The sequence below is a fragment of the Bacillus sp. LQ16 genome (genome assembly GCF_057784645.1).
In genome coordinates, this window is record NZ_CM173491.1 from 1,452,599 (window position 1) to 1,477,324 (window position 24,726).

Sequence of the window (24,726 nt, forward strand, 5' to 3'; positions counted from 1 at the left end):
TTAGGTGAATATAAAAAAGAGGACTCCTTTTAAAAGGAGTCCTCTTTCATTTTTTAAGTGCGACTTTCAACTTGTTGACAAATTTCATCCGTTGTTAAACCGTGAGCTGTAATGACTGATCCTTTAATTGATGCATCTGCAATGCCCATCACATTAGAATCTTGCCCAGTTACAACGCAACAATCACACCCTTGTGCATCCTGTTCTGAGTTAAGTGTAACAACTTCATGACCTTGTTGCTGAAGAGCTTGTTGAACGTCTGTTAATGAGTTTTCAACGCCAATTCTAGCCATAATTCTCACCTCCTACCATCTAATTGCTAGTATGCTCAAGTTCACTGCATTTATGAAAAGACGGTAGGAAGTAAATCTTTGTTTAGTCGTTATATACGCCAGTAAGCATTTGACTAACGAATTGATCGTTTAATGTATCTTGGGCAGAAGAAGTATTTGAATGGATGTCGATTGAAGCAGTAAAATGATTATGTTCTTGCGTATTTGGTTCTACCTCTACGTAATTATCGAATTTACAAAAACCTTTCGTATCCATTAGATCAAATAATTGCAGCATTTCTACTACCTCTTGTCTTGTTCCTTTAATTTGTACACACGCCATATTTATTTCCTCCTTCATTTTGACAAATTGTTTTTTAAAAATAGGATTATGATTACGAAATGAAAAATATGAATGTTATTTTTAGACAGCGCTATTTTTGTTATTTCCCCCCTTTTTCAGCAAAAGTCGTTATATATTCCCGGATTTATAAAATCGGACGTCCGTTTATTGAATACAATAGATTCGTATCAATTGATGAAAATCCTTCTTTTAAACAAATATTTTTTTAGTGGAAATTGGCGAAAAAAATTTTTTGACTTTTTGTAAACGTTAACAATGTTGTTAAATCAATATAAGTAAAGAAGTACGTACGATTAAAAATTATAAATTTTCTAAAAATTCACTTGATTTATTTAGAAAGGAGAGTAAACTAGGAAACAATAAAAAATTCATAGAACATAGGAGGCGCTTCTAGTGAATGAGCAATGGATTTTCTTAAATGGAGAATTTGTTCCAAAAGATGAGGCAAAAGTTTCAGTATATGATCATGGCTATTTATATGGCGATGGAGTGTTTGAAGGAATTAGAGTTTATAGCGGTAATGTTTTCCGTTTGAGAGAGCATCTTGTCCGGTTGTATGAATCAGCAAAATCAATCCTTTTAGAAATTCCATATTCATTAGATGAAGTAACAAATATTGTTGTTGAGACGATTCGACAAAATAAATTATCTAATGGATACATTCGCCTTGTTGTATCAAGAGGAGCAGGAAATCTTGGATTGGATCCCGATTCATGTAAGAAGCCGAATGTAGTAGTAATTGCAGAACAATTATCTTTATTCCCACAAGAATATTATGAGAAAGGGATTCCAGTTGTAACAGTTGCAACGCGCCGAAATCGTCCCGATGTTTTATCCCCTCAAGTAAAATCTTTAAATTACTTAAACAATATTTTAGTTCGTATTGAAGCGAAATTAGCTGGAGTACAAGAAGCACTTATGTTAAATGATCAAGGATATGTAGCTGAAGGCTCAGGAGATAACGTGTTTATTGTTAAAGGAAATAAATTAATTACACCACCAAGTTCTGCTGGAGCGTTAGAAGGTATTACACGAAACGCCATTTTAGAAATCGGCGAAAAACTTGGATATGACGTAAGAGAAGAGTTATTTACAAGACATGATGTATATGTAGCTGATGAAGTGTTTTTAACAGGAACAGCTGCTGAAGTTATTGCTGTTACGACAGTAGATGGTAGAACGATTGGCTTAGGGCAAACAGGTCCACATACGAACCGTTTATTAGAAGAGTTTCGTAAGTTAGTTGTAGAAGATGGAGAGAAAATTTACGAAGAAAATAAAGTTGGATAACAACTTTTTTAACATAAGAAAGCGTTGATAGGGAGGAGTAGTTGATTGTGAAGCCTCACAGAGAGTCGGTGGTTGCTGAAAACCGATGGTTCACGTCGACGAACATCGCCCTTGAGTGCTAAGCTAAAGCATTTGTCTAGGCTTAGACGGTAGCTCCGTTATTAGCTAGATCCATTTATGGATCACTGAGGCAAGAGTATTCTTGCAAAGAAGGGTGGTACCGCGAAATCTTTCGTCCCTTCAGCACATAGCTGGAGTGTGGACGTAGGATTTTTTTATTGTATAAAAGTTTAAAAAAGGGGGCTTATAAGAACAATGTCTTCAAAAACGGAAGAGAAACTGGCAACTGGTGCACAGCTATTGTTAGAAGCGCTAGAAAAGGAAGGCGTAAAAGTGATTTTCGGTTATCCGGGTGGTGCCGTTTTACCTCTCTATGATGCACTGTATGATTGTGAAATTCCGCATATTTTAACAAGGCATGAGCAAGGGGCAATTCACGCTGCTGAAGGGTATGCCAGAATTACAGGGAACCCAGGGGTTGTAATTGCAACGAGTGGACCAGGTGCTACAAATGTAATTACGGGTCTAGCGGATGCGATGATTGATTCATTGCCACTTGTTGTATTTACAGGCCAAGTAGCAACAACGTTAATTGGGAGCGATGCTTTTCAAGAGGCGGATATTATGGGACTTACGATGCCAGTGACAAAACATAACTATCAAGTGCGAAAGGCCTCAGATTTACCTCGAATTATTAAAGAAGCATTTCATATTGCTAAAACAGGAAGACCAGGACCAGTCGTTATTGACCTTCCGAAAGATATGGTAGTCGAGAAAGGTGAGCGATGTAGCAATGTACAAATGGATTTACCAGGATATAACCCTAATTATGAACCGAATCTACTTCAAATAAACAAATTACTACAAGCAATTGAAACCGCAAAAAAACCGTTAATTTTAGCTGGAGCAGGTATACTGCATGCGAAAGCTTCGAAAGAATTGACAAGTTTTGCCCGTAAATATGAAATCCCTGTTGTGCATACGTTACTTGGACTTGGTGGTTTTCCGCCAGATGATGGGCTATTTCTAGGGATGGGGGGAATGCACGGTTCTTACACAGCCAATATGGCGTTATATGAATGCGACTTACTCATTAATATAGGTGCGAGATTTGACGATCGTCTTACTGGGAATTTAGCTTTTTTTGCTAAAGGGGCGACTGTTGCACATATCGATATTGATCCAGCAGAAATCGGGAAAAATGTGTCAACAGAGATTCCTATTGTTGCAAGTGCTAAGCGGGCGTTAGAAGTATTGCTTCAATCAGAAGGAAAGAAAGAAAATCATCATGAATGGCTCTCTTTATTAAAGAGTAGAAAAGAAAAGTACCCATTCTCTTATAAACGAAATTCTGAAAGTATTAAACCTCAATACGCGATTGATATGCTATATGAAATCACGAAAGGAGAAGCGATTGTAACAACAGACGTTGGGCAACATCAAATGTGGGCAGCACAATACTATCCGTTGAAAAATCCAGATAAATGGGTAACTTCTGGCGGATTAGGAACGATGGGGTTCGGATTTCCAGCAGCAATCGGTGCGCAAATTGCAAAGCCTGAAGAATTAGTTATTGCAATTGTTGGTGATGCTGGGTTTCAAATGACTCTGCAAGAATTAAGTGTATTAAAAGAACACGCTTTACCCGTTAAAGTATTTATTTTAAATAATGAAGCTTTAGGAATGGTAAGACAATGGCAAGATGAATTTTACAATCAAAGATATTCACATTCTTTATTGCCATGCCAACCAGATTTCGTCGCTCTTGCGAATGCGTATGGTATAAAAGGTGTTCGTATTGACGATCCACTTCTTGCAAAGAAGCAAATCCAGCATGCGATCGAATTACAAGAGCCAGTCGTAATCGATTGTCGTGTACTTCAATCAGAGAAGGTTATGCCGATGGTTGCACCAGGAAAAGGTGTTCACCAAATGGAGGGAGTGGAAAAAGGGTGAAGAGAATTGTTACAGCGACAGTTCGAAATCAAAGTGGTGTGTTAAACAGAATTACAGGGGTTATGACACGAAGACATTTTAATATTGAAAGTATTTCAGTAGGTCATACAGAATCATCAGATATATCGCGAATGACGATTGTTGTACACGTTGAAAGTGAACAGCAAGTTGAGCAGTTAATTAAACAACTTCATAAGCAAATCGATGTTCTGAAAGTATCAGATATTACAGAAGAAGCAATGATTGCTAGAGAGCTTGCTCTTATTAAAGTAGCAACTTCTGTAGCGAGGGCAGAATTATATAGTTTAATTGAACCATTTCGAGCCGCTGTAATAGATGTTGGGAAGGATTCCATAGTTGTGCAAGTAACAGGTACGCAAGATAAAGTAGAAGCGTTAATTGAATTACTTCGTCCATACGGTTTAAAAGAAATTGCTAGAACAGGTGTAACAGCATTTACACGTAGTATGAAAAAACAAGATAAGCAAGTTATGTTAATTCAATAATCATTTAAATATAGGGGGAAATGAAAATGGCAAAAGTTTATTATGAGAAAGATGTAACAGTAAATGTATTAAAGGAAAAGAAAGTAGCAATCATCGGATATGGCTCGCAAGGTCATGCGCATGCGCAAAATTTACGTGATAACGGATTTGATGTAGTAGTAGGTTTAAGAAAAGGTAAGTCTTGGGATAAAGCGAATGAAGATGGGTTTTCTGTATATACAGTAGCAGAAGCAGCGGAAAAAGCTGATGTAGTAATGATTCTATTACCTGATGAATTACAACCAGAAGTATATGAAGCTGAAATTGCACCAAATTTACAGGCTGGAAACTCTCTCGTGTTCGCACATGGATTTAATGTTCACTTTGATCAAGTAAAACCACCAGCTAATGTAGATGTATTTCTAGTAGCGCCAAAAGGACCGGGGCATCTCGTACGCCGTACGTTCACCGAGGGAGGGGCTGTTCCTGCATTATTTGCAGTATATCAAGATGCAACAGGAGTTGCGACTGAAAAAGCACTTTCTTATGCTGACGGAATTGGAGCAACGAGAGCTGGTGTATTAGAAACGACGTTTAAAGAAGAAACAGAAACAGATTTATTTGGAGAGCAAGCTGTACTCTGCGGCGGAGTGACTGCACTTGTAAAAGCAGGATTTGAAACGTTAGTTGATGCGGGATACCAGCCTGAACTTGCATATTTTGAATGTTTACATGAACTGAAGCTAATCGTTGACCTTATGTATGAAGGTGGACTTGAAAATATGAGATATTCAGTTTCAGATACAGCGCAGTGGGGAGACTTCGTATCAGGACCACGCGTTGTTACTGAAGATACGAAGAAAGCGATGGGGGCAGTATTAGCAGAAATTCAAGATGGTACATTTGCAAGAGGCTGGATTGCAGAGCATAAAGCAGGAAGACCAAATTTCCACGCGACAAATGAGAAAGAGAATGAACATGAAATCGAAGTAGTAGGACGTAAATTACGTGAAATGATGCCTTTCGTACAGCCGCGAGTAAAGGTAGGGATTAAATAATATGAAGCAGATTTTGTTCATGGATACAACGCTTCGTGATGGCGAACAATCACCAGGAGTAAATTTAAATGAACAAGAGAAGTTACAAATTGCTAGGCAATTAGAGAGGCTTGGTATTCATGTAATGGAAGCTGGATTCGCGGCAGCTTCCGAAGGTGACTTCCAATCGGTAAAACGCATCGCGAATACAATTCAAAATGCTACGGTTATGAGTTTAGCTAGAGCGAAAGAAAGTGACATTCGAAGAGCATATGAAGCTGTGAAAGGTGCTGTATCTCCTCGTCTACACGTATTTCTAGCTACGAGTGATATTCATATGAAATATAAACTTTGTATGTCAAAAGAAGATGTGTTAAATAGTATTCATCGTTCGGTTACGCTTGGAAAATCATTATTTCCGACAGTACAATTTTCTGCAGAAGATGCGACAAGAACATCGAGAGCATTTTTAGCTGAAGCAGTAGAAACTGCGATTCGCGCAGGAGCGAATGTAATTAATATTCCGGATACAGTTGGATATACGAATCCGGAAGAATATTATTCTCTTTTTAGATACTTACAAGAATCCGTTCCATCATATGAAAAAGCGATTTTTTCTTGTCATTGTCACGACGATCTTGGTATGGCAGTAGCAAATTCGTTAGCTGCGGTTGAAGGCGGAGCAGTGCAAGTAGAAGGAACGATTAATGGCATTGGAGAAAGAGCAGGGAATGCAGCGTTAGAAGAAGTTGCGGTTGCTCTTCATATTAGAAAAGATTTTTATAAAGCAGAACCTTCGATGACTTTAAAAGAGATTAAGGCAACGAGTACATTAGTAAGCAGGTTAACGGGTATGGTTGTACCGAAAAATAAAGCAATCGTTGGAGCGAATGCATTTGCTCATGAATCAGGCATCCACCAAGATGGGGTTCTAAAAGAAGTAACAACTTATGAAATTATCGAACCAGCGCTTATAGGAGAATCTCAAAATCTCTTTGTACTTGGGAAACATTCTGGCCGTCATGCGTTTACGGAAAAAATGAAAGAGCTTGGTTATGAATTTACAAATGAAGAGCGAGATGCGGCATTCGAAGCATTTAAAAAATTGGCGGATCGTAAAAAGGAAATTACTGAGGAAGATTTACGCGCAATTATGCTTGGTGAAGCAGCATTTGCAGCCCAGCAATATAACATTACGCAATTACAAGTGCATTTCGTATCAAATAGTACACAATGCGCAACAGTTGTGCTGAAGGATGAGGAAGGAAATGTATATGAAGATGCAGCCACTGGTTCTGGTAGTATTGAAGCGATATACAATGCGATTCAAAGAATTTTAGGATTAGAATGTGAATTGGCAGATTATCGCATACAATCTATTACACAAGGTCAAGATGCACTTGCTCACGTTCATGTTGAATTAAAAGAAGGTAGTCACCAAATATCAGGTTTCGGAGTTGCGCAAGACGTATTGGAAGCGTCGGCGAGAGCTTATGTCCATGCAGCAGGGAAATTAAAATCTCTTATAGCGCTTGTGAAATAAATATTTGATAGGTGAGAGAAGCTTTCCTCACCTATCAAATCAAGGTTCTGAAAATTTAGTTAAAAGGAGTGTTAAAAATGGAAAAACGTATCGTTTGTTTAGCTGGTGATGGTGTTGGTCCAGAAGTTATGGAAAGTGCGAAGGAAGTATTGCATATGGTAGAAAGGCTATATGGACATCATTTTCATTTGCAAGATGAGTACTTTGGTGGTGTTGCTATCGATTTAACTGGGCAACCATTACCACAGCGAACACTTGCCGCCTGTTTAGCGAGTGATGCGGTTTTACTTGGAGCAGTAGGTGGACCAAGGTGGGATAGTGCGAAAGAAAGGCCTGAGAAAGGATTATTAGCATTAAGAAAAGGACTCGGTGTATTTGCGAATGTTCGCCCTGTAACGGTAGAAAGTGCAACTGCACATTTATCACCATTAAAAAATGCTGATGAAATTGATTTCGTTGTCGTTCGTGAATTAACAGGCGGAATTTATTTTTCTTATCCGAAAGAGCGAACGGAAGAAGTGGCGACAGATACACTTACGTATCATCGACATGAAATTGAACGTATCGTTTCGTATGCCTTTCAATTAGCAAATAAGCGGAAGAAAAAAGTAACATCTATTGATAAAGCGAATGTTTTAGAGTCTAGTAAACTATGGAGAAATGTGACAGAAGAAGTAGCACTTCGCTACCCAAATGTGGAAGTAGAACACATTTTAGTAGATGCAGCGGCTATGGAATTAATTCGGAATCCAGGAAGATTTGACGTTATTGTAACGGAAAATTTATTTGGTGATATTTTAAGTGATGAGGCTTCAGTATTAGCTGGATCATTAGGAATGCTTCCATCAGCAAGTCACGCTGAAAAGGGGCCTTCATTATACGAGCCTATTCACGGATCAGCACCGGATATTGCGGGGAAAAATAAGGCGAATCCAATTGCGATGATGCGTTCTGTTGCAATGATGCTTGGGCAATCGTTCGGATTAACGAGAGAAGGATGTGCAATTGAAGAAGCAGTTTCTGCAGTCCTTAAATCTGGAAAATGTACAGCAGATATCGGGGGGACTGAAACGACAACTTCATTTACAAAGGCAGTTATTCAAGAAATGGAAGAGCAAGCGTTAGTAGGGAGAGGAAGATAATGGGGAAAAGGTTACTAGATAAGCTTTGGGAAAGACATGTAGTTGCGACAAATGAAAATGGATTGGATTTATTATATATCGATCTACATCTTGTTCATGAAGTAACGTCACCGCAAGCCTTTGAAGGCTTGCGGCTTACAAATCGAACAGTCCGCAGACCAGATTTAACATTTGCAACGATGGATCATAATATTCCAACGAAAGATGTTTGGAATATTACCGACCGCATTGCGAAGCAGCAACTAGATACACTTCGGGAAAACTGTAAACAATTTCAGGTGCCATTAGCGGATATCGGAGATGAAGAGCAAGGGATCGTTCATGTTATAGGACCAGAACTTGGACTCACACAGCCAGGAAAAACGATTGTTTGTGGTGATAGTCATACAGCAACACACGGTGCTTTTGGCGCACTAGCGTTTGGTATTGGTACGAGTGAAGTGGAACATGTATTGGCAACGCAAACGTTATGGCAACGAAAGCCGAAAGCGATGGGCATTGAGTTAAAAGGAAAGTTACCGCAAGGTGTTTATGCGAAAGATATTATTTTACACCTTCTTTCAAAGTACGGAGTAGCAGTTGGAACAGGTTACGTAATGGAATTTTACGGAGAGACCATTCATGCTATGGATATGGAAGAGAGGATGACGCTTTGCAATATGGCAATTGAAGGGGGAGCAAAGGCTGGCATTATTGCACCAGATGAAAAAACGGTTGCTTACGTAAAAGGGCGTAAATATGCGCCGAAAGACTATGAATCTATTAAGGAAAAATGGTCAGAACTTTATACAGATTTAGATGCAGCTTATGATTTACATATTCTAGTAGATGTTATGGATTTAGCGCCGTACGTTACGTGGGGAACAAATCCTAGTATGGGTGTTCGGATTAATGAGAAATTGCCAGAAAAGCATGATGCAAATGACGAAAGAGCGTTTTCTTATATGGGGTTGAGTCCCGGACAAAGTACGTATGACATTCCAGTTCAACATGTTTTCATTGGATCTTGTACAAATTCTAGGCTTTCTGATTTAGAAATTGCTGCATCTGTCGTGAAAGGTAAAAAAGTAAAAGAAGGTGTGCGAGCACTTGTTGTACCTGGATCTCAAAGGGTAAGAGAAGCAGCGATGCATAAAGGATTACATCACATATTTGAAGAAGCTGGATTTGAATGGAGAGAGCCCGGATGCTCAATGTGTCTAGGTATGAATCCAGATCAAGTGCCTGAAGGAGAACATTGTGCCTCTACGTCAAATCGCAATTTTGAAGGAAGACAAGGAAAGGGAGCACGAACGCATTTAGTTAGCCCGGCAATGGCGGCAGCGGCTGCGTTACATGGTCATTTTGTTGATATTAGAAAGGAGAGTTATGATGGAGCCATTTCGTATTCATAAAGGTACTGCCGCAGTACTGATGAATGATAACATTGATACAGATCAAATTATTCCGAAGCAATATTTAAAGAGAATTGAAAGAACTGGGTTTGGGAAGTTTTTATTTGATGAGTGGCGATATGATAATAATCGCCAAGAAAACCCTAATTTCCCGCTTAATGCGCAAGAAAGAAAAGGAGCCAGCATATTAATCACAGGTGATAATTTTGGATGTGGCTCTTCTAGAGAACATGCTCCATGGGCGCTTGCTGATTATGGTTTCCGCGTTATTATCGCTGGAGGATTTGCCGATATCTTTTATATGAATTGTATGAAGAATGGCATGTTACCGATTGTAATGGACAAAGATATGCGTGAACAACTTGCAAAAACAGATGCGAGGGAACAAATCACAGTTGATTTAGAAAATGAAATAATTATAACGAATATGCACAGATTCCATTTTACAATCGAGAAAATGTGGAAAGAGAAGTTATTGAATGGTTTAGATGAAATTAGTATTACAATGCAATATGAACAAGAAATAAAAGAGTATGAAAGAAAAGTGGCTTTACATTAAAAAAAGTGACGGAATATTAAAAATGTATTTACATTCAAAATTAACTGTTATATACTATGTGAAAATCAGAGGAGAAAGGGAGTAAGTATTATGAATACAATAAAATCTATTACAATGCTTACACAACTACATCATCATACATGAAACCCTTGAACCTAGCGTGAAAACGTGTAGGTACAAGGGTTATTCCCGTTGTACCTACACTCTACTGAAGAGCCTTGTAGGTATTTTGTCTACAAGGCTCTTTTTATTTTCGGCTTAGGTGAATGAAATAGGCATACATTAGAAGGGGAAAGGTGTGAAAATTTAGATGACAAAATGGAAACGGGCGAACCCGAATGGAACGAGAGATTATTTATTCGAAGAATGTACGTTAATTGAAGAAGTGGAGCAAAAATTAAGGCTTACTTTTTTAGAGAGAGGTTATGAGGAAATAAGAACACCTACAATTGAATTTTATGATGTTTTTGCATTTCAAAATAGACCGATAGATGAAGAGAAGATGTATAAATTTTTTGATGAAAAGGGAAGGATTATCGTTTTACGTCCAGATATGACAATTCCTTTAGCAAGAGTGATTGGAACACAGAGATGGGATACGCCACTTAAAGTGACGTATAGCGGGAATGTATTTCGAGCGAATGAATCCCATTCTGGAAAATATAATGAAATCGTACAAAGTGGTATTGAAGTTATCGGGATTGATAATGTAAGAGCTGAAATTGAATGTGTAATAAGTGTCATTCAAGCACTTCAAAAGTTGAAGGTGCAATCTTTTACAATTGAGATTGGGCAAGTACAGTTATATAAATGTATTGTAAAAAAGCTCTCCATCCATGATGAAGAAGAAAGGGTACTTAGAACGTATATAGAAAGTAAAAATTATGCTGCCCTCTCAAATTTTATCGGAGAAAAGAAATTAGATCGATGCGATGAGACAGTAAGATTACTTGAGAAATTACCAAGGCTATTTGGAAATTTAGAAGTTATTGAGGAGGCAGAAAAGCTTGCTTCAAGTAATGAAATGAAAATGGCAATTGCAAGAGTAAAAGAAATGTATGAAACAATTGAAACGTTAGGATATGGTTCTTACATATCAATTGATTTGGGCATGATTCAACACTTAGATTACTATACGGGTGTTATTTTCAAAGGATATATATATGAAATTGGAGAAGAAATCGTTAGTGGCGGAAGATACGATGAGCTAATTGGGAATTTTGGAGAAATGCTGCCAGCTGTTGGACTCGCGGTACAAGTAAATCAAATTGTGAAGGCCCTGCAAGAGCAGCAAGAACCATATGAACGAAATCAAATTGATATTGTGATTCATTATGAGTTAAATAGATTAGCGGAAGCAGAAAGGTTACGAAATTTACTTCGAAAGGATGGGAAAAATGCTTGGTTATCTCTATTCTCTAATTTAAGCGATACCTTTCAATTTGCAAGAAAAAATAAAATAGGAACGGTCGTTGAGGCAAAGAATGAATATTTAGTGGAATATGTATGGAATGAGAAATGGGTAGTCCAGAAAGAAGGAGAGGCTTCATGCGTAACATTCAAATTGCGTTAACGAAAGGAAGGTTAGAAAAACATGTCATTCCACTTTTTGAGCAGATTGGAATTGATTGTTCCGATCTCAAAAATAAAGGTCGGAAGCTTGTATTTCAAAGTAAAAATACAAATGTTTCATTTATTTTAGTAAAAGCGGTTGATGTTGCTACTTATGTAGAACATGGGGTAGCTGATATTGGGATCGTTGGAAAAGATATTTTAATGGAAAACGAGAAAGATATTTATGAAATGCTGGATTTAGGAGTGGGGATTTGTAAGTTTTGTGTTGCTTCTATTCCTACGTATAATCCGAAGAGTTACCGGAAGAAAAGAATTGCTACGAAATACCCGCATATTACTTCTACTTATTTTCATGATAAGGGAGAGGATGTAGAAATAATTAAAATAGAAGGTTCTGTAGAAATCGCTCCTCTTCTTGGATTGGCAGATGCGATTGTAGATATTGTTGAAACAGGAAAAACATTACAAGAGAATGGACTTATTGTATTTGAGGAAATGCACTCTATATCGGCTCGGATGATTGTAAATAAGGCAGCCTTAAAAACTAAAAAAGACGAAATATTCAGTATTATAAATATGATGGAGCAAGAAATCTTATCAGGGAAATAGGAGGACTTAAAATGAAAATCATTTATGAAGACTTTAAGGAGGCATTATCTAAAGTAAAAGTGCTAAGAGAAAACGCTAATATAATAGAAGAAACTGTTCAAAGAAGTGTAAGAGAAATCATTAGAAATGTAAGGGAAGGGAAAGATGAAGCTTTATCTTTCTATACAAAAAAGTTTGATGGTGTAGAGATGAAAGATTTTCGTGTAAGTGAAGAAGAAATACAGCAAGCGAGTATGTTTGTAACGAATTCATTTTTAGAAGCTTTAAAAGAGGCGAAGAAAAACATTGTTTCGTATCACGAAAAGCAAAAGAAGCACTCAATATTCGATTGTGAAAGTAAAGGCATAATTAGAGGGCAACTCATTCGGCCGTTAGAAAATGTAGGTGTATATGTACCGGGTGGGACAGCCTCATATCCTTCTTCAGTATTAATGAATGTATTGCCGGCGAAACTCGCAGGTGTGAAAAAGATTGTAATGGTAACACCGCCGAGGAAAGGAGGAATTGATCCGCATATATTAGCTGCTGCAAATCTTGCGGGAGTAGATGAAATTTATACGATAGGTGGCGCGCAAGCAATTGCTGCTTTAGCATACGGGACGGAATCGATTCCGAAAGTGGATAAAATAGTTGGACCGGGAAATTTGTATGTCGCTCTAGCGAAGCGAGAAGTATACGGAATAGTAAATATTGATATGATTGCTGGTCCATCAGAAATTGTAGTTGTCGCGGATGAAACAGGTAATGCAAAATATATCGCAGCGGATTTATTATCGCAAGCAGAGCATGATGAGAGAGCAACGGCGATTTGTATTACAACGAATATGGAACTAGCTAAAGAAGTAGAAAAAGAGATAGAAAGACAGTTAGAAATGTTACCAAGAAGTGAAATTGCACGTGAATCAATAAATAGAAATGGAGCCATCTTTATCGTTCCTTCTTTAGAGGAGGCACTAAAGTTATCAAATGAAATTGCTCCAGAACATTTAGAGTTACATATAAAAGAACCGATGAATGCTCTAGATTATGTGAAACATGCAGGTTCTATTTTCCTTGGGTCATATGCACCTGAACCGCTCGGGGATTATTTAGCGGGACCGAATCATGTATTACCAACGAGCGGAACGGCAAGATTTTTTTCTCCGTTATCAGTCGATGATTTCGTGAAAAAATCAAGTTTTATTTCTTATACGGAGGAAGCATTAAAAAATGTACAGCATCACATTGTAGAGCTTGCAAATAAAGAAGGGTTACATGCACATGCGAGAGCAATCCAAATAAGGTTTGAGGAGGAAAAATAATGCGTCAGTCCAGTCAAGTACGTGAGACGACAGAAACAAAAATTAAATTAAATTTGCAGCTTGATGAAAGTACAAATGTATCTATTCAAACAGGGGTTGGTTTTTTCGATCATATGCTTACTTTATTTGCTAGACATGGAAGATTTGGATTGCAAGTTGAAGCAGAAGGGGATGCATTTGTCGATGCACATCACACCGTTGAAGATGTTGGAATTGTACTCGGAAATTGCTTGAAAGAAGCATTGCAAAACAAAGAGGGAATTAATCGTTACGGTTCAGCGTACGTACCGATGGATGAATCTTTAGGATTTGTCGCAATTGATATAAGTGGACGCTCATATTGTGTATTTCAAGGGGAATTAACAAATCCGAAGCTTGGGGATTTTGATACAGAATTGACGGAAGAATTTTTTAGAGCAGTTGCACATGCTGCCAATATTACATTACATGCGCGCGTTCTATACGGAAGTAATACGCATCACAAAATTGAAGCAGTATTTAAAGCTTTTGGTAGAGCGCTTAGAGAAGCGGTCGAAAAAAATGCCAACATTACTGGTGTAAATTCAACGAAAGGGATGTTGTAATTGATTGCCATTATAGATTATGGAATGGGGAATATTCGCAGTGTAGAGCAAGCGTTAAAATATATTGGGGCAGAGTACATTGTAACGAGTGATAAAGAAGAGATATTGAGAAGCGATGGCGTGATTTTACCGGGAGTAGGTGCATTTCCGAAAGCGATGGACGTATTAGAAGAAAGAGATTTAGTGTGTGTACTAAAAGAGGTTTGTGATATAGGAAAACCTCTCCTCGGTATATGTTTGGGCATGCAGCTTTTATTTGAACGAAGTGAGGAACTAAAAGATTGTAGCGGGTTAGGTTTACTACCAGGGGAAATTCGTAAGTTAAAAGTTTCGTATAAAATTCCTCATATGGGATGGAATGAATTAAGGAAGGAAAGAGAATTTCCGCTTTGGAATGGATTAGTGGATGGTTCTTTCGTTTATTATGTTCACTCATATTACGCGGATTGTCCAGATGAAATTGTATGCGGAGTAAGTGATTATGGAATGCAAGTACCAGGGTTTGTAGCGAAAGGAAATGTATTTGGTGCACAGTTTCATCCAGAAAAAAGTGGTGAAATTGGCATGCAAATATTAAAAAATTTTCAAGGGGTGGTAGAAGCATGGAAATCTTCCCAGCTATCGATTTAAAAGAAGGACGATGCGTTAGACTTTATCAAGGAGAGTTTAGTAAAGAAACGGTGATGAATGAAGATCCGGTAGCGCAGGCAATCATATTTGAAAAGCTTGGAGCGGAAATACTACACATTGTTGATTTAGACGGTGCAATTGCTGGCGAGTCTTTAAATTTGCCCGTCATTGAAAAAATCTGTAAGGCGGTACGTATTCCTGTGCAAGTGGGAGGAGGAATTCGTTCACTTGTAGCGGTGGAGAAGTTATTGTCAGTAGGTGTAGAAAAAGTGATTTTAGGAACAGCAGCTCTTTATGATAAGTCATTTTTAGAGGAAGCAGTTCGTCTATATAAAGAGAAAATCATTGTTGGAATTGATGCGAAAAATGGCTTCGTAGCAACGAGAGGTTGGCTTGATCTGTCTGAAATTTCTTATATTAGTTTAGCGAAACAAATGGAAAGTTTAGATGTTCAAACGATTGTGTTTACAGACATTTCGAAAGACGGGACGCTTGCAGGGCCAAATTTTGAACAATTGGCGTTACTTCAAAAAAGTGTGGGCATTCGTCTCATTGCCTCTGGAGGAGTGGCATCTATTCAAGATGTGAAAAAGTTAAATGATATGAATATATATGGTGTCATAATTGGAAAGGCGCTTTACGAGAAAACGATTGATTTAGAAGAAGTGTTACAGGTAACGAAGTTATGTTAGCGAAACGAATTATTCCATGTCTAGATGTGAAAGAAGGGCGAGTCGTAAAGGGTGTAAATTTTATAGGATTACAAGATGTCGGTGATCCGGTTGAAATAGCTGAAGCATATAACGTGGCAGGGGCAGATGAAATCGTATTTTTAGATATTACAGCGACTCATGAAGGAAGAAAAACGATTATAGATGTTGTAGAAAAAACAGCAGCTAAAGTATTTATTCCTCTTACGGTTGGCGGGGGGATTTCAAGTGTGAAAGATATGTACAATTTACTAAGAGCTGGAGCAGACAAAGTTTCAATAAACTCAGCGGCAGTGCGAAATCCGAAGCTAATCGAAGAGGGCGCAGAACACTTTGGATCACAATGTATTGTCGTGGCAATTGACGCTAGAAAAGTAGCAGAAGATAAATGGAACGTATACGTCAACGGCGGAAGAGTTGACACAGGAATGGATGCCATAGAATGGGCGAAGCGTGTTGTTAAGCTCGGGGCGGGTGAAATTTTGTTAACGAGTATGGATGCAGATGGAACGAAAAGTGGATATGATCTTCGTTTAACAGAAGAAATTTCAAAAAGTGTTTCCATTCCAGTCATCGCATCAGGAGGCTGTGGTCATACGGATCACATTATAGAAGTTTTTCAAAAGACAACAGTTGATGCAGCATTAGCGGCATCCATCTTTCATTATGGTGAGGCGACAGTGCAGAGTGTAAAGCGAAAATTAAGAGATGCAAATGTTGAGGTGCGGTTATGAAACCTAATTTTTCAAAAGGATTAATACCGGCAATTGTCATCGAAGAAGGTACGAAAGAAGTTTTAATGCTAGCTTATATGAATGAAGAAGCATATGAAAAAACGTTAGAGACGAAAAGAACATGGTTTTACTCTCGTTCGAGGCAGTCGTTATGGAATAAGGGAGAAACATCAGGGAATGTTCAATATGTGCAATCTCTATACTTAGATTGTGATCAAGATTCAATTGTTGTGAATGTGAAACAAGTAGGACCTGCTTGTCATACGGGGGAGAAGACATGTTTTCACTATCAAATTATATAGGGGGATACATATGGAAAATGCCTTTAAGTTGCTGTATAAAACAATTGAAGAACGAAAGGAAAGCCCACTTCCTGAATCGTATACAAATTATTTATTTTCAAAAGGAGAAGATAAAATTTTAAAGAAAATTGGTGAAGAGTGTGCTGAAGTAATTATCGCATGTAAAAATAATGATAAAGAAGAAGTAGTGAAAGAAATGGTTGATGTATTTTATCACTGTTTCGTTTTATTAGCTGAAAAAAATATCGCATTGGAAGATGTCATGCGAGAGGTGAAAGAACGAAATGGAAAGCTTTCGAGAGTTGGGGATAGAAGGGAAATAGATACATTATAAGGGGGAATGTATATGAAAGTAGATTATCATCTTCACTTAGAAGAAGGACCGTATTCAATAGGATGGCTTGCTAAAATAAATGAAGCGTTGGAATGTTATGAACCGCTTCAAGAAAGGCATTCTATGGATTGGCTTATGAAAACACAAGAGCGTTTGCAAAAACGTGTGAAGGAAGGGCCATTTACAACAGAATGGATAGATCTATATTTAGAAGAAGCTGTGCGAAAAGGAATAAAAGAAGTGGGAATTGTTGATCATCTATATCGTTTTCATGAAGCGAAAGGATATTATGAAAAATATGTAGATATTAGTGATTCTAAGCTCGGTCGTATACAGAAAGAATGGTTAGATCAAGTAAGGGTAGTTTCACTGTATGATTTTACAAAGGCAATTGAAGAGGCGAAAGAACGATGGAGTAAAAGAGGTGTCACACTTAAACTTGGAATTGAAGCGGATTATTTTATTGGTTGTGAAGGAGAGTTAAAAGAATTATTAGCGCTAGGAGACTTTGATTATGTAATTGGCTCCGTTCATTTTCTAAATGGCTGGGGATTTGATAATCCAGATACGAAAGAATATTTTGAGGTGCATGACCTACGCGCATTATACGATACGTTTTTTAAAACAGTTGAGAGTGCGATTCGTACCGAGTTATTTGATATTATCGCTCATCTAGATAATATAAAGGTATTTAATTATCGATTGGATGAGAATGAACAGCTTTCTTATTATGAGGAAATTGCCTGTGCGTTAGTAGAAACGAATACGGCAACAGAAATAAATGCAGGATTGTACTATCGTTATCCTGTTCGTGAAATGTGCCCAAGTCCACTATATTTACAAGTATTAGCTAAGTATGGTGTTCCAATTACGATTTCTTCGGATGCCCATTATCCAAATGATTTAGGGAACTATGTACAAGAGAATGTACAAACATTACGAGCGCACGGTGTTACTCAGGTTGCAACATTTACGAAGCGAGCAAGAGTAATGAGGTCGCTTGAAGAAGAAGTAACAAATTCAAAATGAAACGCAATTTTTTGATGAAAACCACCCTTTTTGTTCAAAATAAGAAAGAATGAAAAGGAGGGTAAGAAATGGCGAAACAACAAAATAAACAAAATGTACAAGTTGCACAGCAACAAGCTTATACTTCTGAAACGAATTCTGCATCTCAATCGGTTATTGAGGAGCAAATTAGCGATACGGTTGCAGAAGGAACTATTGATGTGAAGCTCGGAAAAGAATCGCAGGAAAAAGCGTAAGAAGAGGGGAGAGTTGCATCTCCTCTTTTTTCATGGAAAAGTGTCGATTTTCAAAACTATAATCAAATTCCTTGGTTTTTATATGTGGATTTCTTACAATGAAATATAAGAGATATCTTATTTTCTATAGAAGAGGTGTTAGTAGTGGCAAAAATATTAGTAGCGGGAAAAATTCCGGAAATTGGATTAGAACTATTAAAAGATCATGATGTAGAAATGTACGATAAAGAGGAATTAATTTCTATAGATGAATTAACAGAGCGTGTAAAAGATAAAGATGCATTGTTAAGTTTACTTTCGACAAAGGTGCCAAAAGAAGTTATTGATGCAGCGTCTCATTTAAAGATTGTTGCAAACTATGGTGCTGGTTACGACAATATTGATTACACGTATGCGGGTGAAAAAGGAATTGCAGTTACGAATACACCGAAAGTATCAACGGAAGCGACTGCAGAATTAACATTTGCACTTCTTTTAGCAGCGGCGCGTAGAATTCCTGAAGGGGATACGTTATGTCGTACGACTGGATTTAACGGGTGGGCACCGTTATTTTTCTTAGGACGAGAAGTCCACGGTAAGACAATCGGAATTATTGGTCTTGGAGAAATCGGGAAGGCTGTTGCAAAACGTGCGAAAGCATTTGGAATGGATGTTTTATATACAGGGCCAAATCGTAAGTTTGAAGCTGAAAGTGAACTGGGAGCAACGTATGTGACGTTGGAAAAATTATTACAAACAGCAGATTTTATTACAATTAACTGTGCTTATAATCCGAAATTACATCATATGATTGATGAAGAGCAGTTTAAAATGATGAAGAAAACAGCGTATATTGTAAATGCTTCACGTGGACCAATTATGAATGAAGCAGCACTTGCTTATGCATTAAAAACGAATGAAATTGAAGGGGCAGCTCTTGATGTGTTTGAATTTGAACCGAAAATTACAGAAGAGCTAAAAGAGTTAAAGAATGTAGTACTTGCTCCACACGTAGGGAATGCAACGTTTGAAACTCGTGATGCGATGGCTGAAATGGCTGTCAGAAATATTTTAGCTGTATTAAACGGCGAAGAGCCAGTAACACCTGTAAATCAAAAGGTATTAGTCACAAAATAAAAAGAAACCTTCCGGACTCGGAAGGTTTTCTTATTTTTCTTTATTCGCTTTTTTAGACGGTCTTTGTCTAATGAATTGAGATAACATGTACAAAATATATAGTGGAATGGCAATGAATAAGAAAACAGAAAAATTGCCAAATCCTGTTTGATACATTGTAATAATGATTCCAACTAAAAATAGTGTAATAATGATGCTATATCGTGGAATTGGTACATCTTTTAAACTTGGGATACGAATGCGGCTCACCATTAAAAATGCGAACGTTACAAATACGGTAATAAGAACGATTTTTGGAATGGTATGTGAAAATAATGTTAAGAAAGCAACAAGCCCTCCCGCTGCTGTAATCGGTACTCCAGTGAAATATTTCATTGAAGTAGAAGATGGTGTTACATTAAATCGTGCTAAACGATATGCTCCGAAAAGAGGGAATAATCCCGCTATGTATAATCCGATGATTCCGTAGTTTGAGAAAGATGTGTAATACATTAAAACAGCAGGTGCTGCACCAAATGTTACGACATCTGCAAGCGAGTCGAGCTCTTTTCCCATTTGTGAATCAACACGTAATAAACGAGCAACACGACCATCAAGACTATCTAACATCATCCCGATAAGTACTAAAATAGCAGCTGATTTATAATATCCTAAAGATGCATAGCCGATTGATAAAAATCCGCTATATAAATTTCCGAGCGTAAATAAGTTTGGAATAGCTGCTCTATACAAAATCTGATCCCTTGCTTTCTGTAATAAATTCTTAATTAGTGTATGAAAGTTTACTTATTTTATCATACCATAAATTTATTCCTCATACGAAAGAAATTACCAATTTGTGAAAGATTTCATAGAAGGATGATTTAAAAATTAAGTGAAAATAAAAAGAGGAAGCAACTTGTATAAAGTTGCTTCCTTTACTATTCAAATTTCGTTGTCATCGTTCCAGTTTTATATTGATTATTAGGATCGAAACGTAATAAATCTCCATAAATTAATTTATCGGAGAGTTTTAATTCTGTTTTTGTTTTTTCAATATACGGCTGACATAGCGTCATATCAGCTTCTTCACCCGTACTTCTTTTGTAGCACATATTTTTTGTATAAACATACTCTTCAGAAACAAAGCTACCATCACGCATTACCATAAGCGGGTCTTTTTCTTTAATAAATAAGTCAGTTCCAAATTCAACGGATTTATTTGTTTTAATACCAAGTAAATGAAGGAGCGTTGGTTTAATATCAATTTGACCAGATACTTTAGAAACAACTTTTCCTTCTTGACCAGGCACATGAATAATAAGAGGAACTCGTTGTAATTGCATAGAATCGAATGGTGTAATAGTATCTTTTCCTAGGAACTGTGCCATAGCTGCGTTATGATTTTCGGAAATACCATAATGATCACCATAAATGACAATAACGGAATTATCATACAGTCCTTCTTCTTTTAATTGTTTAATAAATAATTTAAGAGCTTCATCTGTGTAACGAACAGTTGGGAAGTAGCGGTTTACAACACCACTTTCTGAGTTGAATTCATCAACATATTGGTCTTCCGGATTTAGAAGAAACGGAAAATGATTTGTTAATGTAATAAATTTTGTATAGAACGGTTGCGGTAAAGATTTTAACTTTGGAATAGATTGTTCAAAGAACTGTTTATCTTTTAATCCCCAACCGACAGACATTTGTTCCGTTCCTGCGTAATCATTTAAATTAAAGTAACGATCATATCCAAGCGCAGGATACATTACATCCCGATTCCAAAACGTTTTATCATTTGAATGGAAGACGGCAGAAGAATATCCGTATTTCTTTAATTGTTCTGGTGTCGCTGTGTATTCGTTTGTTGCATGAGTAAAGAATACAGAACCACGATCTAGCGGATAAAGTGAGTTTTCAACGATAAATTCAGCATCAGAAGTTTTGCCTTGTCCAGTTTGATGATAGAAGTTATCGAAATAGAAACTATCCTTAATAAATTCATTTAAAAATGGGGTAATTTCTTTTCCATTTATTTTTTTATTAATAACAAAGCTTTGTGTAGATTCCATTGAAATTAAAATTACATTTTTACCTTTTGCAGCTCCAAATAAGTTTTTATCAACTTGTTTGTCTTTTGAGTCTGTATAGTTTTTGATTTCAGAAAATCCATCCCCACTTGCAAATACACGCTCAGCTGAAGACTTGGATTGAAGTGTAATATCAAATAGATGATATGTGTATAAACCTAAATTCTTTACGACAGTTTGACGGTCAAATGAGCGCGAGAACATTTGTGGTTTATAAATAACTGATACAACAATTTGTAGTGCTAATAAAGCTGTTACACCGCTAAAGAAAGTTCGCTTCTCTGAGCGGGAAAGTGGTGTTTTGTCGCCAAATGATGGGAATTTACGCGAAATAAACATTAAAATAATTGCATCTGCAAATAAAAGTAATGTTTTGTACGTAAAGAGTTCTTTTATACTTGTCCCTAAATCAGCCATATTGTTTGTTTGGAATAAAACCGGGAAAGTAACGAAATCGTTATAGAACCCATAAAACATTGCGTTTCCAAATAAAATAAATGACAGTATAAAACTGATTCCAATTATAATTCGGTTTCGGTGCTTAGATGCAAGTAAAGCTAAGCCGAAAAATAAAAGTAACGCAGCTAGTGGATTAATAAAAAGCATGAATTCTTCAAAGAAATTATCAATTTTAATATCAAATGCTAGCTTGTACACAATATATGTTTTAATCCATAGTAAAACGACTGCAACGAGTGCAAATCGCAGTTTTGGAAACAGATGTTGTAGCATAATATACTCCTCTCCTAAAAAGCATGACAGTTCTTGTGAGTCAGTTTGCTTAACGACTCATTTTATATATACGAACAGTCCTTTGTTATTATGATTATTATACTATGAGTATCATTATACGAAAATAAAAGAGAGTTGTGGGCTTTTTTATAATAATCGAGTAGAAAAAGAGTGGTGGGAGACAATAAAACAGAATTTCTATGTATGATAATTATCGTACGCAGAAAGAATCGCGTGATAATACGGAGGTTATAATGCGAAAATTATTATATTTTATAGCATGTAGTAGTGTTATACTTTTTACCTCACCGAGTGTGTCAATAGCTCAATATGATGCACCTCTTATGGAAGATGCACTTTATTCTGTTTTATTTCCAAAAATAAATAAAGCAATTGAAAAACAATATGGAAGTTTGAAACCGTATCAATGTCCTAAAATTATTAGTTTAAAAAAAGTGTATAGCGGTACATATTTATTTCAAGCAAGTATTGAAGTGACAAAGTATGAACGTGTTGCTGGGAAAATTGCTCCCCCATTTGAGAAGGTAACGATTACATTTAATAACGAAGAAGGCGAATGGGAAGTGACAAAGATTTCAGTAAAGCGCTTACCAAATGATACAAAATTAAACTGTAAAAAAACAATATAAAAAATTGTTTGACAAATAAAATGGTCCTTTGGTATTGTTAATAGCAACAATTAGATGTTTGAAAATTAAATAGACTTACCTCATCTACTCTCAAAGGTAGAGGCCGCGATAGGAAAGAGTAAGCTATGGGAGATTTCATGGAATCTGTGATCATAGGCTGAAAGGGACTATTGCCGAAATATAAGAATAACCATCTTATTCATATATTGGGACTACATTGAATAAATGTAGTACTGTCATAAGATTTATTTTATGGAGAGCTATTTGGAGATGTTGATGCGGTTTCTTATTTTGAGGAGATAACAACTCGTTTATTTTTTCAATATATATTTTTCCTAATAAGAAACGCGTGTGAACATTGTTCCGCGCGTTTTTTGTCTATCTAAAAGCGTGCTGCAATGAATAGAAGATTGGGGTTATGAGTTTTAGAGGAAATAAGGGAGGAATTTAAATGTATTTACACGGCACAAGCCGAATTAATGGGCAAGGACACTTAGAAATTGGAGGGTGCGATACGACGCAGCTAGCAAAGCAATACGGAACACCACTTTATGTATACGATGAAGAGTCTATTCGAGGAAAATGCCGAGCATTTCATCGTGCTTTTAAAGAAAGTGGTTTCTCTTATCAAGTAGCATATGCAAGCAAGGCGTTCTTGTGCATGGAGATGTGCCGAGTAGCTCGTGAAGAGAATATGTCATTAGACGTTGTTTCTGGAGGAGAATTATATACTGCGCTCCAAGCAGGATTTCCAGCATCACGTATTCATTTTCATGGAAATAATAAAACAGAAGAAGAGATAGTGATGGCTCTTCAGGCGAATATCGGTTGTTTTGTCGTAGATAATTTCTTTGAATTAGAAGTTTTACACGATTTAGCGATGCAACATGGAAAGTTTGTGAACATATTAATTCGTGTAACGCCTGGAGTAGAGGCGCACACACATGAATATATTACAACAGGCCAAGATGATTCGAAATTTGGATTTGGCGTTTCAAACGGTCAAGCGATACAGGCAATTGGATTTGCTTTACAAAAATCCAATTATAATGTGCTAGGGATTCATTCACATATCGGATCGCAAATATTTGAAACAGCTGGCTTTGTTCGAGCGATTGAAGTTCTTCGCCAATTTTTAGAAGAAGTGAGAGAGCAAACAAACTATGTAGTAAAAGTGTTAAATGTAGGCGGGGGATTTGGAATACGCTACACAGAGTCGGATACACCGTTAACTCTTGAGACATATGTGCGAGCTGTAACAAGTGCAGTGAGAGAACAATTTACTGTATGTGAATATCCATTGCCAGAAATATGGATTGAACCAGGCCGTAGCATTGTAGGTGATGCTGGGACAACAATTTATACAGTTGGATCTGTGAAAGATATTCCTGGTATTCGGAAATATGTATCAGTCGATGGTGGAATGACAGATAATTTAAGACCTGCTTTATATAGTGCGCGTTATGAAGCAATGTTAGCGAATCGAGGGAATGATGAGAATGAGGAACTCGTTTCGATTGCGGGGAAATGTTGTGAGAGCGGAGATATGTTGATTTGGGATATTCATTTACCGAAAGTCGCTTCTGCTGATTTACTAGCAGTTTCCTGTACAGGAGCCTACGGGTACTCGATGGCGAATAATTACAATCGGATTCGAAGACCAGCCGTTGTCTTTGCAAAAGGCGGAACATCGCAAGTAGTTGTGGAACGCGAAACATATGAAAATATTATTGGGAACGATCGCATACGTATTAAAGAGCTTGTTTAAATAGAAAAAGGGGTTGTTCGGATGGGCAATTCCTTTTTTGTAAAATAAAATAATTAAAATATATCGGAAAACTAGGATTGAAAAAAATCAGAATTGTGATAAAATACAAATACAAAGCTTATCAAGAGAAGCGGAGGGAACTGGCCCGAAGAAGCTCGGCAACCTGCTTATAGAAAGCAAGGTGCTAAATCCAGCAAAATGGAATCCATTTTGAAAGATAAGGTAAAATATATTACCGA

The 24,726-nt window shown here is 37.0% G+C and carries 26 protein-coding genes, 2 riboswitches and 1 other annotated feature; of the genes, 22 read left to right on the forward strand and 4 right to left on the reverse strand.

Annotated elements, in window-relative coordinates; all coding sequences use genetic code 11:
* Positions 1-53 precede the first annotated feature (53 nt).
* Complete coding sequence (locus AC3EMB_RS07370; RefSeq protein WP_000101021.1) at positions 54-293, reverse strand: YkuS family protein; 240 nt, start codon at positions 291-293, stop codon at positions 54-56.
* Positions 294-375: 82 nt separating this feature from the next.
* On the reverse strand, positions 376-615 hold the full coding sequence (locus AC3EMB_RS07375) for a DUF3911 family protein (RefSeq protein WP_064531907.1): 240 nt from the start codon (positions 613-615) through the stop codon (positions 376-378).
* Positions 616-1,029: 414 nt separating this feature from the next.
* Between AC3EMB_RS07375 and ilvE the strand changes: the two genes are divergently transcribed.
* The 20 genes from ilvE (at position 1,030) to AC3EMB_RS07475 (ending at position 19,262) form a co-directional block, all read left to right on the forward strand.
* Positions 1,030-1,926: a branched-chain-amino-acid transaminase gene (ilvE, locus tag AC3EMB_RS07380; RefSeq protein ID WP_001005486.1), complete on the forward strand. Its 897-nt coding sequence runs from the start codon at positions 1,030-1,032 to the stop codon at positions 1,924-1,926.
* Between the two features lie 15 nt (positions 1,927-1,941).
* Positions 1,942-2,169: a binding site (T-box leader), on the forward strand.
* Between the two features lie 72 nt (positions 2,170-2,241).
* A complete protein-coding gene (ilvB, locus tag AC3EMB_RS07385) occupies positions 2,242-3,942 on the forward strand; it encodes an acetolactate synthase large subunit (protein WP_098678625.1) in 1,701 nt (566 codons plus the stop codon).
* A complete protein-coding gene (gene ilvN / locus AC3EMB_RS07390) occupies positions 3,939-4,448 on the forward strand; it encodes an acetolactate synthase small subunit (RefSeq protein ID WP_000822952.1) in 510 nt (169 codons plus the stop codon). The genes ilvB and ilvN overlap by 4 nt, the downstream gene beginning before the upstream one ends.
* 26 nt (positions 4,449-4,474) lie before the next feature.
* Positions 4,475-5,485, forward strand: coding sequence for a ketol-acid reductoisomerase (gene ilvC, locus AC3EMB_RS07395; RefSeq protein ID WP_001151744.1), 1,011 nt, complete (start codon positions 4,475-4,477; stop codon positions 5,483-5,485).
* A gap of 1 nt (position 5,486) precedes the next feature.
* A complete protein-coding gene (leuA, locus tag AC3EMB_RS07400) occupies positions 5,487-7,007 on the forward strand; it encodes a 2-isopropylmalate synthase (RefSeq protein ID WP_000809597.1) in 1,521 nt (506 codons plus the stop codon).
* A 77-nt stretch (positions 7,008-7,084) separates the two neighbouring features.
* A complete protein-coding gene (leuB, locus tag AC3EMB_RS07405; RefSeq protein ID WP_053564917.1) occupies positions 7,085-8,149 on the forward strand; it encodes a 3-isopropylmalate dehydrogenase in 1,065 nt (354 codons plus the stop codon).
* Complete coding sequence (gene leuC, locus AC3EMB_RS07410; protein WP_488517606.1) at positions 8,149-9,543, forward strand: 3-isopropylmalate dehydratase large subunit; 1,395 nt, start codon at positions 8,149-8,151, stop codon at positions 9,541-9,543. The genes leuB and leuC overlap by 1 nt, the downstream gene beginning before the upstream one ends.
* On the forward strand, positions 9,521-10,102 hold the full coding sequence (gene leuD, locus AC3EMB_RS07415; protein ID WP_000433187.1) for a 3-isopropylmalate dehydratase small subunit: 582 nt from the start codon (positions 9,521-9,523) through the stop codon (positions 10,100-10,102). Before leuC ends, leuD begins: the two co-directional genes overlap by 23 nt.
* Positions 10,103-10,412: 310 nt before the next feature.
* Positions 10,413-11,675, forward strand: a complete 1,263-nt coding sequence (locus AC3EMB_RS07420; protein ID WP_000170292.1) for an ATP phosphoribosyltransferase regulatory subunit — start codon at positions 10,413-10,415, stop codon at positions 11,673-11,675.
* Positions 11,651-12,286 (forward strand): ATP phosphoribosyltransferase, encoded by a 636-nt coding sequence (hisG, locus tag AC3EMB_RS07425; protein WP_029441809.1) that lies wholly within the window; start codon positions 11,651-11,653, stop codon positions 12,284-12,286. The genes AC3EMB_RS07420 and hisG overlap by 25 nt, the downstream gene beginning before the upstream one ends.
* A gap of 11 nt (positions 12,287-12,297) precedes the next feature.
* Complete coding sequence (hisD, locus tag AC3EMB_RS07430; RefSeq protein WP_000692518.1) at positions 12,298-13,587, forward strand: histidinol dehydrogenase; 1,290 nt, start codon at positions 12,298-12,300, stop codon at positions 13,585-13,587.
* Positions 13,587-14,171, forward strand: a complete 585-nt coding sequence (gene hisB / locus AC3EMB_RS07435) for an imidazoleglycerol-phosphate dehydratase HisB (RefSeq protein WP_053564914.1) — start codon at positions 13,587-13,589, stop codon at positions 14,169-14,171. The genes hisD and hisB overlap by 1 nt, the downstream gene beginning before the upstream one ends.
* Positions 14,172-14,801 carry an imidazole glycerol phosphate synthase subunit HisH gene (hisH, locus tag AC3EMB_RS07440; RefSeq protein ID WP_053564913.1) on the forward strand — a complete coding sequence of 210 codons (630 nt, stop codon included), beginning with the start codon at positions 14,172-14,174 and terminating at the stop codon, positions 14,799-14,801. It abuts the gene before it with no gap.
* Entirely contained in the window at positions 14,774-15,493 is a 720-nt protein-coding gene (gene hisA, locus AC3EMB_RS07445) for a 1-(5-phosphoribosyl)-5-[(5-phosphoribosylamino)methylideneamino]imidazole-4-carboxamide isomerase (RefSeq protein WP_000402295.1), read from the forward strand. The genes hisH and hisA overlap by 28 nt, the downstream gene beginning before the upstream one ends.
* Positions 15,487-16,245, forward strand: coding sequence for an imidazoleglycerol phosphate synthase cyclase subunit (hisF, locus tag AC3EMB_RS07450; protein WP_023521478.1), 759 nt, complete (start codon positions 15,487-15,489; stop codon positions 16,243-16,245). Before hisA ends, hisF begins: the two co-directional genes overlap by 7 nt.
* The gene (gene hisI, locus AC3EMB_RS07455) at positions 16,242-16,547 is read left to right on the forward strand and encodes a phosphoribosyl-AMP cyclohydrolase (protein WP_000803964.1); all 306 of its coding nucleotides are present in this window, start codon (positions 16,242-16,244) and stop codon (positions 16,545-16,547) included. Before hisF ends, hisI begins: the two co-directional genes overlap by 4 nt.
* A gap of 10 nt (positions 16,548-16,557) precedes the next feature.
* Positions 16,558-16,881 (forward strand): phosphoribosyl-ATP diphosphatase, encoded by a 324-nt coding sequence (hisE, locus tag AC3EMB_RS07460; RefSeq protein WP_000426355.1) that lies wholly within the window; start codon positions 16,558-16,560, stop codon positions 16,879-16,881.
* 12 nt (positions 16,882-16,893) lie between these two features.
* Positions 16,894-17,910, forward strand: coding sequence for a histidinol phosphate phosphatase domain-containing protein (locus tag AC3EMB_RS07465; protein ID WP_000861843.1), 1,017 nt, complete (start codon positions 16,894-16,896; stop codon positions 17,908-17,910).
* 68 nt (positions 17,911-17,978) lie between these two features.
* Complete coding sequence (locus AC3EMB_RS07470) at positions 17,979-18,146, forward strand: DUF4025 domain-containing protein (protein ID WP_095691170.1); 168 nt, start codon at positions 17,979-17,981, stop codon at positions 18,144-18,146.
* 144 nt (positions 18,147-18,290) lie between these two features.
* Complete coding sequence (locus AC3EMB_RS07475; protein WP_053564912.1) at positions 18,291-19,262, forward strand: NAD(P)-dependent oxidoreductase; 972 nt, start codon at positions 18,291-18,293, stop codon at positions 19,260-19,262.
* A gap of 30 nt (positions 19,263-19,292) precedes the next feature.
* Here the strand turns inward: AC3EMB_RS07475 and pssA are convergent, their stop codons facing one another.
* Both pssA and AC3EMB_RS07485 read right to left on the reverse strand, forming a co-directional pair.
* Positions 19,293-19,994, reverse strand: a complete 702-nt coding sequence (gene pssA / locus AC3EMB_RS07480; protein ID WP_000285417.1) for a CDP-diacylglycerol--serine O-phosphatidyltransferase — start codon at positions 19,992-19,994, stop codon at positions 19,293-19,295.
* Positions 19,995-20,182: 188 nt separating this feature from the next.
* Positions 20,183-22,069, reverse strand: a complete 1,887-nt coding sequence (locus AC3EMB_RS07485; RefSeq protein ID WP_454500523.1) for an LTA synthase family protein — start codon at positions 22,067-22,069, stop codon at positions 20,183-20,185.
* 254 nt (positions 22,070-22,323) lie between these two features.
* On the opposite strand from AC3EMB_RS07485, the gene AC3EMB_RS07490 reads away from it, so the two are divergent.
* Both AC3EMB_RS07490 and lysA read left to right on the forward strand, forming a co-directional pair.
* Entirely contained in the window at positions 22,324-22,719 is a 396-nt protein-coding gene (locus AC3EMB_RS07490) for a DUF3888 domain-containing protein (RefSeq protein WP_001228820.1), read from the forward strand.
* 89 nt (positions 22,720-22,808) lie between these two features.
* Positions 22,809-22,990: riboswitch (Lysine riboswitch) on the forward strand.
* 180 nt (positions 22,991-23,170) lie between these two features.
* Positions 23,171-24,487 (forward strand): diaminopimelate decarboxylase, encoded by a 1,317-nt coding sequence (gene lysA, locus AC3EMB_RS07495; RefSeq protein WP_254488933.1) that lies wholly within the window; start codon positions 23,171-23,173, stop codon positions 24,485-24,487.
* A 115-nt stretch (positions 24,488-24,602) separates the two neighbouring features.
* A riboswitch (SAM riboswitch) is annotated at positions 24,603-24,711 on the forward strand.
* The last annotated feature ends 15 nt before the right edge of the window (positions 24,712-24,726 follow it).

Excerpts from the sequence above, each read along its gene's own strand:
- AC3EMB_RS07370 (WP_000101021.1), bottom strand. The coding sequence starts at position 293 with ATGGCTAGAATTGGCGTTGAAAACTCATTAACAGACGTTCAACAAGCT.
- AC3EMB_RS07375 (WP_064531907.1), bottom strand. The coding sequence starts at position 615 with ATGGCGTGTGTACAAATTAAAGGAACAAGACAAGAGGTAGTAGAAATG.
- ilvB (WP_098678625.1), top strand. The coding sequence starts at position 2,242 with ATGTCTTCAAAAACGGAAGAGAAACTGGCAACTGGTGCACAGCTATTG.
- ilvC (WP_001151744.1), top strand. The coding sequence starts at position 4,475 with ATGGCAAAAGTTTATTATGAGAAAGATGTAACAGTAAATGTATTAAAG.
- leuA (WP_000809597.1), top strand. The coding sequence starts at position 5,487 with ATGAAGCAGATTTTGTTCATGGATACAACGCTTCGTGATGGCGAACAA.
- leuB (WP_053564917.1), top strand. The coding sequence starts at position 7,085 with ATGGAAAAACGTATCGTTTGTTTAGCTGGTGATGGTGTTGGTCCAGAA.
- leuC (WP_488517606.1), top strand. The coding sequence starts at position 8,149 with ATGGGGAAAAGGTTACTAGATAAGCTTTGGGAAAGACATGTAGTTGCG.
- leuD (WP_000433187.1), top strand. The coding sequence starts at position 9,521 with ATGGAGCCATTTCGTATTCATAAAGGTACTGCCGCAGTACTGATGAAT.
- AC3EMB_RS07420 (WP_000170292.1), top strand. The coding sequence starts at position 10,413 with ATGACAAAATGGAAACGGGCGAACCCGAATGGAACGAGAGATTATTTA.
- hisG (WP_029441809.1), top strand. The coding sequence starts at position 11,651 with ATGCGTAACATTCAAATTGCGTTAACGAAAGGAAGGTTAGAAAAACAT.
- hisD (WP_000692518.1), top strand. The coding sequence starts at position 12,298 with ATGAAAATCATTTATGAAGACTTTAAGGAGGCATTATCTAAAGTAAAA.
- hisB (WP_053564914.1), top strand. The coding sequence starts at position 13,587 with ATGCGTCAGTCCAGTCAAGTACGTGAGACGACAGAAACAAAAATTAAA.
- hisA (WP_000402295.1), top strand. The coding sequence starts at position 14,774 with ATGGAAATCTTCCCAGCTATCGATTTAAAAGAAGGACGATGCGTTAGA.
- hisF (WP_023521478.1), top strand. The coding sequence starts at position 15,487 with ATGTTAGCGAAACGAATTATTCCATGTCTAGATGTGAAAGAAGGGCGA.
- hisI (WP_000803964.1), top strand. The coding sequence starts at position 16,242 with ATGAAACCTAATTTTTCAAAAGGATTAATACCGGCAATTGTCATCGAA.
- hisE (WP_000426355.1), top strand. The coding sequence starts at position 16,558 with ATGGAAAATGCCTTTAAGTTGCTGTATAAAACAATTGAAGAACGAAAG.
- AC3EMB_RS07465 (WP_000861843.1), top strand. The coding sequence starts at position 16,894 with ATGAAAGTAGATTATCATCTTCACTTAGAAGAAGGACCGTATTCAATA.
- AC3EMB_RS07470 (WP_095691170.1), top strand. The coding sequence starts at position 17,979 with ATGGCGAAACAACAAAATAAACAAAATGTACAAGTTGCACAGCAACAA.
- AC3EMB_RS07485 (WP_454500523.1), bottom strand. The coding sequence starts at position 22,069 with ATGCTACAACATCTGTTTCCAAAACTGCGATTTGCACTCGTTGCAGTC.
- AC3EMB_RS07490 (WP_001228820.1), top strand. The coding sequence starts at position 22,324 with ATGCGAAAATTATTATATTTTATAGCATGTAGTAGTGTTATACTTTTT.
- lysA (WP_254488933.1), top strand. The coding sequence starts at position 23,171 with ATGTATTTACACGGCACAAGCCGAATTAATGGGCAAGGACACTTAGAA.